Here is a 12,418-nt window from a genome sequence, read left to right as displayed (position 1 = left end):
AGACGAGATTGTCTGTCATGGCGATCCTCGATGTCCACGACACCGCGCGACAGCTCGGGGTATCGGTACGTCAGGTGCAGCACCTCGTCGCCGAAGGCGACCTGACCGGCCTCGCGCGCGGCGCGATCGACTCCGGGTCGGTGGACCGGTTCCTCGCAGTGCGGGGGCGCGCGCGCTCTCGCCCGTGGGCCGCTCCGACCGCCTGGGGCGCGATCGCGATCCTGTCCGGCGTCGACGCGTCATGGATGGGCTCGACCCAACGGTCCAGGCTGAGAGCGCGGCTCCGAGCGACGACCGCGGAAGGCCTCGTCGCCCTGACCCGGGGTCGCGCTCGAACCGCGCGGTTCACCGGCCATCCGTCAGCCGCCGGACGGGTGCGGACGCAGATCGTCGACACGCGCGACACCGCGACACGACTCGGACTCGCGCAGTCCGACGACGTCGACGGGTACGTGGCAGCCGAGGAGATCGACGACCTAGCACGGCGGTTCGCGCTCGTGCCCGACGACATGGGCCGCTACATCCTGCGGGCAACCGACTTTCCCCTCGAGATCGTGCGGCGCCTGGCGAGCACCGACGTGATCCTCGCCGCGCTCGGCCTCGGGGAGTCGCTCGACGCTCGCGAGCGCCGAGCCGGACTCGACGCGCTCGCGCGTGCGCTGGAGAAAATTCGTGGCTGACCGGCCGACGATCGCCGTCCCCACACCGTCCGGTGGTTGGGGCACGCCGTGGCCGAACGTCGCGGAGATCGAGGCAGCGCTTCCCCACACGACGTGGACACTGGTCGGCGGCCTCATGGCTCAGCTCCACAGCATCGCGCACGGGCTCGACGTGGTCCGACCGACCAACGACGTCGACATCGTGCTGCACGTGGAGACCACCCGGGGAGTCGCCACGGCGGCCGCTAACGCGCTGGAGAGCCTGGGATACGCGATGCTCACTCCTCTCGATCCACGCGAACGCACCGCCCACCGGTTCGTTCGAGGGTCCGAGACGGTCGACGTGCTCGTGGGCAGCATCGATGTCGTGGACGTCCTCGTCGCCGACCACGCTGCACCGCGGCTGCTCGGAACGCTACGGGGACGCGAGATGGTCACGATCGAGGGTGGGACACAGGCTCTGCGCCGCACCGTGAACGCTCACCTGTCCATCACACCCTCGCGCGCCACGACGATCAGCGTTCCCGGCGTCTTCGGCGCGCTCGTCCTCAAGGCTGCCGCGTACCAGACGGACTCGCGCGATCCGGCGCGACACCTCCAGGACGCCGCCGCCCTCCTCTGCTGCCTGGACGACCCCTTCACCGAGCGTGCGCTCTTCACGGGCTCTGACCGACGGCGCGTCCAGACCCTGGTCAACGCTCTTCCGCACCATGCCCGGTCCTGGGCCGCGATCCCCGCCGAGGCACGACGCGACGGCCAGGCGGCCTTGCGCATCCTCGCAGCCGGCTAGCAAGCTGACAGGGACACCCGTGTCCGGGCGATGAGTTCTCCCCCGCCGTCCGGTCTACCCCCTGACCACGCCACTGACCCACCGGAGCGCATCATGGGATCGATCGAGATCGAGCTGTTCACGACCCTGGACCTCGTCGGGCAGGCGCCCGGTGGTCCCGACGAGGACCCGGAGAACGGCTTCCCGTTCGGGGGCTGGCAGGCTCCTCTGCTGGACGACGTCGCCGGGGCGCAGGTCGCGGCCGCGTACGAGGGCACCGACGCCCTGCTGCTCGGACGCCGCACCTACGACATCTTCGCCGCCTACTGGCCTCGGCAGGACGACGAGTTCGGCACGCTCTTCAACCGCATCCCCAAGTACGTCGCGTCGCGCGGGACACCCGACCTGTCCTGGGCGGGGTCCACGCTGCTCGGCCGCGACCTCGCGGCGGCCGTCCGCGAGGTGCGTGACCGGCACGAGCACGTCAAGGTCGTCGGCAGCCTGGACCTGGTCCAGTCGTTGCTGCGCGACAAGCTGTTCGACCGCCTCGACCTGTGGGTCCACCCGATCGTGCTCGGTGTCGGGAAGTCGGTGTTCGACGGCGGTGCCGTGCCCACCAACCTCACGCTCCTCGAGCCGCCCGCGGCCAGCCCTGCGGGCACCGTGATGCTGCGCTACGGCCTTGCGGACGGCACGCCCGCGACGGGCGACATGACCGCGACCGACGGGGGCACGGCCGGATGAGACGGGACGGCTCATGGTGATCCAGCGCCTGGACAACGTCGGCATCGTCGTCGCCGACCTCGACGCGGCGATCGCGTTCTTCGTCGAGCTCGGCATGGAGCTCGAGGGCAGGACCCCCATCGAGGGCGCCTGGGCGCAGAGCGTCGTCGGCCTCGACGAGATGCGGTCGGAGATCGCGATGCTGCGTGTCCCCGACGGCCCCGGTCGGCTCGAGCTGGCCAGCTACCGGTCACCGGCCCCCGTCGACGTCGGGCTGGGTACCGCACCGTCGAACACCCTGGGGCTGCACCGGGTGATGTTCGCTGTCGACGACATCGACGACACGGTGGAGCGGCTCCGCGGCCACGGGGCCGAGCTCGTGGGCGAGATCGCCCGGTTCGAGGACGCCTACCGGCTCTGCTACCTCCGCGGACCGGAGGGGATCATCGTCGCCCTGGCCGAGGAGCTCGGATGACGAGGGGCGCGCCTCGTCGCCCGCGTGCCTGAGCGCCGCCCTCGCGGCCGGACCTCGCCTGTCGTGACCATCGTCACCTTCGTACACTGCGAGGCATGACATCACGTATCAGCGAGCTGGTCCTCGACTGCGCCGACCCCGAGCTGCTCGCGCGGTTCTGGAGCGGTGTCCTCGGTTACGTCGAGCTCGGGCGGGAGGACGGGGCGATCGAGATCGGCCCGGCCGACGTCGGGTTCGGCGGCCTCCAGCCGACCATCGTCCTGAGCCCCAGCGACGACCCGAAGACCGGCAAGCTCCCCCTGCACATCGACCTCAACGCCACCGACCGTGACCAGGACGCCGAGCTCGACCGTCTGCTCGCGCTGGGCGCACGTCACGCGGACGTCGGGCAGACGGGAGAGGAGCCGTGGCACGTGCTGGCCGACCCCGAGGGCAACGAGTTCTGCCTCCTGCGCAGGCGCCTCGACCCCTGACGGGTCACGCCGCCTGAGGCGCCGTCACCAACCCGTGCGACCGTTCGAGCCGCTCCACGAGCAGCGTTCCGGCGGCCACGAGCGGCAGCAGGACGAGGTTCCCGACCAGCATGGTGCGCAGGAACGGCAGCCCGGCGACGTAGCTCGCCACGAGCCCGTCCCAGCCGGCCGGGTACCAGACCCCGCGCCCCTGGAACCAGACGCCGAAGTTGGTCCAGAGGAAGAACCACAGCGACCCGCCCACGCCCAGCCCGGCGGCGGCACCGAGCCGTCCCCACCCCGACGTGTTCCGGGTCAGCAGCGCCCCGAGCCCGATCACGAGCCAGGCGCTCCACGTGAACAGCGCGATCGACGTGTTGCCGAGCACGAGGTCCGACACCACGACGACGACCAGCGGAGCCAGGAACGCCAGGCGATGCCGCACCAGCACCGCGGCGGCGAACGCGGCCGAGGTGACGAGCTCGAGGTTGGGCGGTGCGCCGATCTCCTCGCGCACGAGGCGGAACACCACGGCGAGCGCCACCACAGCGACGGCGAGCGCTGGGCGCCACCAACGGGTCAGAAGGTCTCGAGCTTCCACGTGATCTCGTCTCCCGTCTCGGTCACGAGGGAGCCGGCACCGACCTGGGCCATCTCACCGTTCACGTACAGGGCCCAGAACTCCTTGGCGGACTCCTGCGCCTCCCGGCCCTCGATGCCGGTGACGAACGCGTTCTCGCCCTCGCCCTGGACGATGGCGGTCGGGTCGGCGGCGACGAGGAGCTCGAGCGCGGTCTTCCCGGCCACGCCCTCGTAGGAGAGCTCGGGAGCGTCGTCGGACGCGACCGAGGACGAGGCAGAGGTGTCGTCCGCCGGAGCCTCGTCGGCCGTACCGCAACCGGCCAGGAGGCCGACGGCGAGCAGGAGGGAGGCCAGGGCGGTCAGAGAGCGTGCCGAGGTGCCGGCACGAAGAGTCTGGGGGTTCACACCGCGCAGTCTACGAACGGTCGCCCCACGGGGGGACGACCGCCCAGCAGACGGGACGTCAGGCGTCGATGCGCGCCCTGTCCAGCCCCGCGGCCCCCGCGATGATGAAGTCCTTGCGCGGCGCGACGTCCGATCCCATGAGGAGCTCGAACACCCGCTCGGCCGACTCGGCGTGCTCGGCGGTGACGCGTCGCAGCGTGCGGTGACGCGGGTCCATGGTGGTCTCCGCGAGCTGGTCGGCGTCCATCTCCCCCAGGCCCTTGTAGCGCTGGATGTCCTCCTTGTAGCGCTTGCCCGACTTGTCGAGCTTCTTGAGGACGTCGCGCAGCTCGGCCTCGGAGTACGTGTAGATGTACTCGTTCTTGCGCGAGCCCGCGCCGATGACCTCGACGCGGTGCAGCGGCGGCACGGCCGCGTAGACCCGGCCCGCGTCCACGAGGGGGCGCATGTACCGGAAGAAGAGCGTGAGCAGGAGCGTGCGGATGTGCGCCCCGTCGACGTCGGCGTCCGTCATGAGCACGACCTTGCCGTAGCGCGCGGCCTCGAGGTCGAACGACCGGCCCGAGCCCGCCCCGATGACCTGGATGATCGCGGCGCACTCCGCGTTGCGGAGCATGTCGGTGACCGAGGCCTTCTGGACGTTGAGGATCTTCCCGCGGATGGGCAGGAGCGCCTGGAAGTCGGAGCTGCGCGCGAGCTTGGCGGTACCGAGCGCGGAGTCGCCCTCCACGATGAAGAGCTCGCTGCGCGCGACGTCGTCGCTGCGGCAGTCCGCGAGCTTGGACGGCAGCGAGGACGTCTCCAGGGCGTTCTTGCGCCGCGAGATCTCCTTCTGCTTGCGCGCGGTGATACGTGCGCGCATCTCGGCGACGACCTTGTCCAGCAGGAGCGAGGCCTGCGTCTTCTCGTCGCGCTTGGTCGACGTCAGCATGGCACCGAGCTGCTGCTCGATGACGCGTGCCACGATGGCCCGCACGGGGGCCGTGCCGAGGACCTCCTTGGTCTGGCCCTCGAACTGCGGCTCGGCCAGGCGCACGGTCAGCACCGCGGTCAGGCCGGCGAGCACGTCGTCCTTCTCGATGCGCTCGGACGCGTCCTTGGTGGACACCTTGAGGCGGCGCGCGTTGGACTCGACGCCCTTGCGCAGGATCTTGAGCAGCCCGGCCTCGAAGCCCGCGAGGTGCGAGCCGCCCTTGGGCGTCGAGATGATGTTGACGAAGGTCCGCAGCTCGGTGTCGTAGCCCGTGCCCCAGCGCAGCGCCACGTCGACCTCGCAGTCGCGCGTGACCTCCTGCGAGGTCAGGTGCCCGCGGTCGTCGAGGACTGGCACGGTCTCCTTGAAGGTGCCCGAGCCGGTCAGGTGCCAGGTCGCGGTGACCGCGGGGTCGGGGGCGAGGAAGTCGACGAAGTCGACCGTGCCGCCCGAGTGCTGGAAGCTCTCCTCGACCGGGCCGTCGGCTCCGGGCGTCCCGGCCAGGCCGCGCTCGTCGCGCAGCGTGATCTTGAGACCGGGCACCAGGAACGTCGTCTGGCGAGCGCGCGTCACGAGCTCGTCGTAGGAGAACACCGCGGACTTGGGGAAGACCTGCCGGTCCGCCCAGTAGCGCACGCGCGTACCCGTCTTGCCGCGCGGAGCCTTGCCGACCACAGCCAGCTCGGAGCGCTCGACGAACGGGGTGAACGCCGCGTCCGGGTCCGGACCCGTCCTGGGGTCAGCGAAGACGCCGGGCTCGCCGCGGTGGAACGTCATGCGGTACGTCTTGGAACCGCGGTCCACCTCGACGTCGAGGCGCGAGGACAGGGCGTTGACGACCGATGCCCCCACGCCGTGCAGGCCGCCCGACGCCGTGTAGGAACCGCCGCCGAACTTCCCGCCCGCGTGCAGCTTGGTGAAGACGACCTCCACACCGCTGAGGCCCGTCTTGGGCTCGATGTCCACGGGGATGCCGCGACCGTTGTCCTTGACGGTCACCGAGGTGTCGGCGTGCAGCACGACCTCGATCGCGTCGCAGTTGCCGGCGAGGGCCTCGTCGACCGAGTTGTCGATGATCTCCCACAGGCAGTGCATGAGTCCGCGCGAGTCGGTGGACCCGATGTACATGCCGGGTCGCTTGCGGACGGCCTCCAGCCCTTCGAGGACGGAGAGGTGCCGCGCGGTGTAGCTGGACTCAGAGGTGGTCGTCACGAAGGGAAAGCCTAGACGCTGCCGCCCACACTCCCCGCCCGCCGGGCCGGTGCGGCCCCGACCTCCACACGACCCCGACGTATTCCCCGGACCGCGCGGCTACGCGGGTAGCGAACCCGGGCCTTTTCGGTACGAGGAACCCGCGGCGAGATGATTACATGGTCACGTGACTGCTACGACGACTCAACCGCTGACCGTGGCCGACCGTTGCGACCGCTGCGGCGCCCAGGCGTACGTGCGCGTGACCATGCCGAGTGGGGAGCTGCTCTTCTGCGCCCACCACGCCCGCGCGCACGCCGCTGCCTTCGCAGACATCGCGACGCACGTCCAGGACGAGACCGACCGCCTGCTCGCCGAGCACGGCGCCCGCTGACGCGACCCGGCGCGCGCTCGCAGCGCGCCGCACTCCTGAACCCCGGACGGTGACCTCACCGGCCGGGGTTCTTTCGTCCCCGGCGACGACCCGAGGGTGAGGCGTCAGCGGGGCACGCGCTCCGCCGTCGGGCCTGCGTCTGCCCGACGGCGCGGGCCGTCGCCCCAGGGCCTCCCCGCCCGACGGCACCACGCCCCTCCCGGCCTCGACGCACCGGCGGAGGACGAACCCGGGCGACGACGCGAGAAGGCCCGCCCCCCGGACGGGGTGCGGGCCTTCTCGGCACCGCGGGTGGCGGCTGCCGGGACGATCAGTCCAGGTAGTCGCGCAGGACCTGCGAGCGGCTCGGGTGACGCAGCTTCGACATGGTCTTGGACTCGATCTGACGGATGCGCTCACGCGTCACGCCGTAGACCTTGCCGATCTCGTCGAGCGTCTTGGGCTGGCCGTCGCTCAGGCCGAAGCGCATCGAGACCACGCCGGCCTCGCGCTCGGAGAGCGTGTCGAGCACCTGGTGCAGCTGCTCCTGGAGCAGCGTGAAGCTCACGGCGTCCGCGGGGACCACGGCCTCCGAGTCCTCGATGAGGTCACCGAACTCGCTGTCACCGTCCTCGCCGAGCGGCGTGTGCAGCGAGATGGGCTCGCGGCCGTACTTCTGGACCTCGACGACCTTCTCGGGGGTCATGTCGAGCTCCTTGGCGAGCTCCTCCGGGGTGGGCTCGCGGCCCAGGTCCTGGAGCATCTGGCGCTGCACGCGGGCCAGCTTGTTGATGACCTCGACCATGTGCACCGGGATGCGGATGGTGCGCGCCTGGTCGGCCATGGCACGCGTGATCGCCTGACGGATCCACCAGGTCGCGTAGGTCGAGAACTTGTAGCCCTTGGTGTAGTCGAACTTCTCGACCGCACGGATCAGACCGAGGTTTCCCTCCTGGATCAGGTCCAGGAACAGCATGCCGCGGCCCGTGTAGCGCTTGGCGAGCGAGACGACCAGACGCAGGTTGGCCTCGAGCAGGTGGTTCTTGGCCCGGCGCCCGTCCGAGGAGATCCACTCGAGCTCACGACGCAGCTTGGGCTCGAACGTGTCACCAGAGCCCAGGCGCTCCTCGGCGAACAGGCCGGCCTCGATGCGCTTGGCGAGCTCGACCTCCTGCTCGGCGTTCAGCAGCGCGACCTTGCCGATCTGCTTGAGGTAGTCCTTGACCGGGTCCGCCGTGGCGCCCGCGGTCACGACCTGCTGCGCCGGGGCGTCGTCGTCGTCCGCGTCGGAGTACACGAAGCCGCGCGACTCGTCGGGCTCCTCGCCCGACTTGGCCGCGGGAGCGGCGGTCTCGGTGTCCTCGTCGGCCTCGACCAGGTCCTCGACCACGACCTCCTCGGAGTCCTCGTCGTCCTTGGCGCCCCGCTTGCGTCGCGTGGTCGCCGCAGCCTTGGGCGCGGCCGTCTTGGCCGTCGCGGCACGCTTGCGCGTCGCGGGGGCCTTCGCGGCGGGTGCCGGGGTGTCCCCGCTCGCCGCGTCCGCCGCGTCGGCCTCGGCCGCAGCCGTGGCCGCCGCCGTGCGCGTCGTGGTGACGGCGCCGGCCCGGGGGGTCGTCGCCTTCTTGGTCGCGGGCTTGACCGCCCGCGACGTCGTGGTGGAGCGCGAGGAGGTGGCGGCGGCGACCTTGGTCGCGACGGGGATCTCGACCTCGACACCGGCACCGGCCAGTGCACGGAGCACGGCCTTCAGTCGCTTGGGGTCGCCGATCGTCGCGCTCTCGCAGGCGTTGCGGAAGCTCTCGGCGTCGACCCGACCGTTCTCACTCCCCTTGCGCAGGAGGTCCTGCAGGGCGGGGTGTTCGAACTCGTGCGGGAGAGCGGGGTTCTGTGAAGAGGGCGCCACAAACCGACCTTTCGGCAATCACTGGAGGGGCGTGCCCGGGAGATCGGAGGACTCTCGGATCATGTGCGGACACCTATATTGTACCGGCCGAACCGTCGACGGGCGCCGGTGAAGACTGTCACGACGCGGGTGAGTTGCCGCCGACAGGCCTGCACACGTCCATCCCGCTGGATGTCGTCCCCTGGTCAACGCCTCGGCAGCACCGAAGATTCCCCCGGGTGATGGGTCTCGTCACACCCGACGACGACCCCACGGGCGGCCCGGCGAGCCCCTCTGGCCGCACAGGTCAGCGCCGGTCCCTTTCAGGCCCGGTCGGGCTTGACCGCGAGGACGGGGCAGGGCGAGTCGAGCAGGATCCGCTGCGCGTTCGATCCGAGGATCAGCTTACCGACGGGGCTGCGGCGCCGCAGGCCGATCACGATCAGCTCGGCGTGGTGGGCCTCGGCCGTCGCGACCAGGTCCTCGGCGAGCTCACCCGTGCCCGGGACGACCCGGTGGCCCAGGCCCGCGGCGTCGAGCGGGGCCGTGATCCGGGCGATCTCCTCGACGCGCTCCCCCTCCTGCTCGGGCAGGGACCGGCCGTCCTTGTCGCTCACGACCACCAGGAGCTCGACCCGCCGTGCGATCGCCTCGTCGACGGCGGTCGAGAGCGCCTCGCGCCCCTCGGGGGTGGACAGGTAGCCGACTACGACCGTCATGGGAATCCTCCGTCATGCCTGTCGGCACGCTTGCTGGCGCGTGGAGCGAGGGCGCTCGGGCCGCGAGCCGGGACCACCCCGGCAGGTGCGACGGTACCGGAACACCCCGCGATCCTCACCTCGCCCCACGCCCCGGCGACCGCGCCCACCCAGGGGCGAGCCCGGCCTCCAGCGCGCTCTCGACGAGCAGGGCCAGCCGGTAGCCCCGGTCCGCCGCCAGCGCGGCGGCGAGGCGGTCCGTCGCGACGACGCCGTCGCCGTCCCACCACGCGAGGAGCGCGAGCAGCGTCAGTGCCGGGGCCTGCGCGCCCCGTCGCCCGGCCCCCGCCACGGCTTCGAGGACGTCGCGCGCGCACCGAGCCCGGCCGGGTTCGGGCGGCAGGCCGACCTCGGGGTCGACGATGCCCGCGAGCACCGAGGCGGTCCCCGTCTCGACCCGCTCCCCCGCGACGGCGGCGGCCGTGAGCGAGGCGAGCTCCTCGTTCCCGGCGACGAACGACAGGAGCACGGCGTCGCGCACGGGGACGCTCTCGAGCGCCGCCTCGAGACGTCCCAGGAGCACGGCGGGAAGGACCGCGGCGACTCCGCGCGTTCCGTCGACGCCCGCCTCCGCCGCACGACGGTGCCGCTCGACGAGGCCCGTGGCCTCCCGCCACGCGACGAGCCCCTCGGCGCGCCAGGCGGCGAGCGCCTCGAGGTCCTGGGTGGCGAGGGCGGCCTCGCGCCGGGCGCGCGAGCGGGCCGCTGCCCGGGAGGCCCGACGCCGGTCCACGGCGTCGAGCACCGGGATCGAGGTGGCGTGCGCCCGGCTGGTCGCCACGGTGGCGCCCGCGAGGACCATGTGCGCCCCCACCTCCGTCGACTCGAGGTCCTCGAGGGAGCGGCCGCCGGCGGGGCAGCACGCCGCGTCGGGGCAGTCGGCGGCGTGGTAGCCGGTCGCGGTGACGACCCAGACCTCGGGTGTCCCCAGCACGCCCTCGGCGGCGTCGGTCCAGTGCTCGACGGCGGCGCGCTCGCGGGCGGCCGGCGCTCCCCCGGCGCGCAGGTCGGCGTCTGCGTAGACCACGAGGACCGCGCGGGCGGCGCCGTCCGAGCAGAGGTGCGCCACGAGGGTCCTGGCCACCTGCGGCCCGTGCTCGAGGTCCGCCAGGTCGTCGAGGTCGACGCGTGCGACGAGGCCGACCCTCCCACGCGGCGCACGCAGGCTGACCAGGACCGCGCTGTCCTGCGGTCGGTAGCCGAGACGGAAGGGGACGTAGGCGAGCAGCTCGCGGGGCCCGCGGGCCCGGATCGTCGTTGTCATGCCGGGCATCTCATCGCGTCCGGGGCGCGTGCGGGGCGGATCCCGGGTCCTGTGGACGGCCGGGTGGACTGTGGTCGAACCCCGGGCGTTGCAATGACTACGGTGTGGGGGTGCGTCGCCCACCCCTCTCGCCCGTCAGCCCGACCGTTCGGCTGCGCTCGGTACCGGTCGTCCTCGCCTCCGTGTGCGTCCTGACGGGCCTGCTCGCGGGCTGCACCGCGACGTCCCCCACGCCGGACGGTGACCGGTCCGGTGCCCCTGCCGCGGGCGCCGTCGACGTCGACGTCCCCGAGGAAGGCTCCCTCGCGCCCGAGGCGTCCATGCCTCCGTTCGACGACACCTCCGTCGCAGGCTCGCTCGTCGACGGCTTCCCCGCCGACGTCGTCCCCGTGCCCCCGGACGCCCAGGTCCTCGCGAGCTCCGCGACCGACACCGAGGGGTCCGCCCTGCGGCAGGTCACGCTCAACCTCTCCTGCACGACGACGGTCCAGGAGGTCCTCGACTTCTACGCGGGCGCGATGGCGACCGCGGGCTTCACGGCACTGGCAGGGTCCGCCCCGGGAGGGCTCAGCGGCCAGGTCGCGTTCAACCGGGTGGGCGCGGACGGCGCGATCGAGACCCTGTTCGTCGGCGTGCTCGACACGACGGACGCCCGCCTCGTGACGGTCAGCGGCCAGGTCGTCCCGCCCGCGTGACCTAGGCTGCCCTCATGCCTGCTGACGCCCCCGCGCCCGCTCCGTCCCTGCCGGTCGACCGTGAGAACCTCCGGCCCGACGTCGACACCGCCCTCCGCGGGTTCCTCGACGCCCAACGAACCCAGCTCGCCGCCATCAGCGCCGACGCCGCTCCGCTCGCCGAGGCGACCGCCGCCCTGCTGACGGGAGGCAAGCGTCTGCGGGCCGCGTTCTGCTACTGGTCCTGGCGGGCCCACGGTGGCCAGGTCGACGACGGTCGACGCACCGCTGCCGTCCGCACGGGAGCCGCGCTCGAGCTGTTCCAGGCGGCCGCGCTGTTCCACGACGACGTGATGGACAACTCGGACACCCGACGCGGGCGCCCGGCGGCGCACCGCGCGTTCGCCGAGCACCACCGCGACGCCGGGTGGTCGGGCAGCGACGTCCAGTACGGCTCGTCGAGCGCGATCCTCCTCGGCGACCTGTGCCTCATCGCGAGCCAGGCCGAGATCCGGGACGCGCTCGTGGGCGTCCCCGACGACGTCGCGCTGCGCACCCGCACGCTGTTCGACGACATGCAGACCGAGGTGACCGTGGGCCAGTACCTCGACGTGCTGGCCCAGGCCGTGCCGTGGGGCGTCGACCTCGACGCCGACGAGACCAGGGCACGGGCCGTGATCCGCTCGAAGTCCGCCAGGTACAGCGTCGAGCACCCGCTCGCGCTGGGCGCCGCGCTCGCCGGGGCGTCCGAGGACGCGCTCGCCGCGGTCCCCACCTACGGGCTGCCCCTCGGCGAGGCCTTCCAGCTGCGCGACGACGTCCTCGGGGTGTTCGGCGACCCGTCGGTCACGGGCAAGCCCGCGGGCGACGACCTGCGCGAGGGCAAGCGGACAGTCCTGGTCTCGCGTGCGCTGCGGACCGCGACGCCGGCCCAGCGCGCGCTCCTCCTGGAGTCCCTCGGGGACCCCGACCTCGACCTGGGGACGGTCGACGCACTGCGGGGGGTGCTCGTCGAGACCGGCGCGGTGGCCGCGGTCGAACAGCTCATCGCCGACCTCACCGACGAGGCCTTCACGGCGCTCGACGCGGCCGACCTGGCGTCCCCCGGCGCCGAGACGGTCGCCGACCTGGCGCGCGCGGCCGTCCAGCGCACGGCCTGACCCGCGCGCCGTCGTCGGGCTCGTCACCGAGCCCCGGCACGCGACGAGGGGCCCGGCTGCACGTGCAGCCGGGCCCCT

Annotated in this window: 14 protein-coding genes; 8 read left to right on the top strand and 6 right to left on the bottom strand. The window is 72.4% G+C overall.

Annotation, left to right across the window (positions count from 1 at the left end; translation table 11 throughout):
• The first annotated feature begins 17 nt into the window (after window positions 1–17).
• The 5 genes from H9623_RS09900 (at window position 18) to H9623_RS09880 (ending at window position 3,099) form a co-directional block, all read left to right on the top strand.
• Complete coding sequence (locus H9623_RS09900; RefSeq protein ID WP_193719888.1) at window positions 18–680, top strand: hypothetical protein; 663 nt, start codon at window positions 18–20, stop codon at window positions 678–680.
• Window positions 673–1,449 (top strand): hypothetical protein, encoded by a 777-nt coding sequence (locus H9623_RS09895; RefSeq protein ID WP_193719887.1) that lies wholly within the window; start codon window positions 673–675, stop codon window positions 1,447–1,449. Before H9623_RS09900 ends, H9623_RS09895 begins: the two co-directional genes overlap by 8 nt.
• Window positions 1,450–1,542: 93 nt before the next feature.
• Window positions 1,543–2,172 carry a dihydrofolate reductase family protein gene (locus H9623_RS09890; RefSeq protein ID WP_193719886.1) on the top strand — a complete coding sequence of 210 codons (630 nt, stop codon included), beginning with the start codon at window positions 1,543–1,545 and terminating at the stop codon, window positions 2,170–2,172.
• Window positions 2,173–2,185: 13 nt separating this feature from the next.
• Window positions 2,186–2,626: a VOC family protein gene (locus H9623_RS09885; protein ID WP_193719885.1), complete on the top strand. Its 441-nt coding sequence runs from the start codon at window positions 2,186–2,188 to the stop codon at window positions 2,624–2,626.
• 95 nt (window positions 2,627–2,721) lie between these two features.
• Window positions 2,722–3,099: a VOC family protein gene (locus H9623_RS09880; protein WP_193719884.1), complete on the top strand. Its 378-nt coding sequence runs from the start codon at window positions 2,722–2,724 to the stop codon at window positions 3,097–3,099.
• Window positions 3,100–3,103: 4 nt separating this feature from the next.
• Here the strand turns inward: H9623_RS09880 and H9623_RS09875 are convergent, their stop codons facing one another.
• The 3 genes from H9623_RS09875 to H9623_RS09865 are packed head-to-tail and all read right to left on the bottom strand — an operon-like array spanning window position 3,104 to window position 6,250.
• A complete protein-coding gene (locus H9623_RS09875) occupies window positions 3,104–3,679 on the bottom strand; it encodes a DUF6580 family putative transport protein (protein WP_193719883.1) in 576 nt (191 codons plus the stop codon).
• Window positions 3,658–4,065, bottom strand: a complete 408-nt coding sequence (locus H9623_RS09870) for a DUF4430 domain-containing protein (protein ID WP_193719882.1) — start codon at window positions 4,063–4,065, stop codon at window positions 3,658–3,660. Before H9623_RS09870 ends, H9623_RS09875 begins: the two co-directional genes overlap by 22 nt.
• A 58-nt stretch (window positions 4,066–4,123) precedes the next feature.
• Window positions 4,124–6,250 carry a DNA gyrase/topoisomerase IV subunit B gene (locus H9623_RS09865; protein WP_193719881.1) on the bottom strand — a complete coding sequence of 709 codons (2,127 nt, stop codon included), beginning with the start codon at window positions 6,248–6,250 and terminating at the stop codon, window positions 4,124–4,126.
• A gap of 166 nt (window positions 6,251–6,416) precedes the next feature.
• On the opposite strand from H9623_RS09865, the gene H9623_RS09860 reads away from it, so the two are divergent.
• Window positions 6,417–6,623 carry a DUF7455 domain-containing protein gene (locus tag H9623_RS09860; RefSeq protein ID WP_191792029.1) on the top strand — a complete coding sequence of 69 codons (207 nt, stop codon included), beginning with the start codon at window positions 6,417–6,419 and terminating at the stop codon, window positions 6,621–6,623.
• 310 nt (window positions 6,624–6,933) lie between these two features.
• Here the strand turns inward: H9623_RS09860 and H9623_RS09855 are convergent, their stop codons facing one another.
• The 3 genes from H9623_RS09855 to H9623_RS09845 form a co-directional block, all read right to left on the bottom strand.
• On the bottom strand, window positions 6,934–8,505 hold the full coding sequence (locus H9623_RS09855) for an RNA polymerase sigma factor (protein WP_193719880.1): 1,572 nt from the start codon (window positions 8,503–8,505) through the stop codon (window positions 6,934–6,936).
• Window positions 8,506–8,807: 302 nt separating this feature from the next.
• A complete protein-coding gene (locus tag H9623_RS09850; RefSeq protein ID WP_193719879.1) occupies window positions 8,808–9,203 on the bottom strand; it encodes a universal stress protein in 396 nt (131 codons plus the stop codon).
• 115 nt (window positions 9,204–9,318) lie between these two features.
• Window positions 9,319–10,506, bottom strand: a complete 1,188-nt coding sequence (locus H9623_RS09845) for a DUF4192 family protein (protein WP_227748460.1) — start codon at window positions 10,504–10,506, stop codon at window positions 9,319–9,321.
• 110 nt (window positions 10,507–10,616) lie between these two features.
• Between H9623_RS09845 and H9623_RS09840 the strand changes: the two genes are divergently transcribed.
• Window positions 10,617–11,201, top strand: a complete 585-nt coding sequence (locus H9623_RS09840; protein ID WP_193719877.1) for a hypothetical protein — start codon at window positions 10,617–10,619, stop codon at window positions 11,199–11,201.
• Between the two features lie 14 nt (window positions 11,202–11,215).
• Window positions 11,216–12,340, top strand: a complete 1,125-nt coding sequence (locus tag H9623_RS09835; protein WP_193719876.1) for a polyprenyl synthetase family protein — start codon at window positions 11,216–11,218, stop codon at window positions 12,338–12,340.
• The last annotated feature ends 78 nt before the right edge of the window (window positions 12,341–12,418 follow it).

The sequence above is a fragment of the Oerskovia douganii genome (assembly GCF_015142735.1).
Classification (GTDB): domain Bacteria; phylum Actinomycetota; class Actinomycetes; order Actinomycetales; family Cellulomonadaceae; genus Oerskovia; species Oerskovia douganii.
This window is presented reverse-complemented; position numbering and strand designations above follow the sequence as displayed.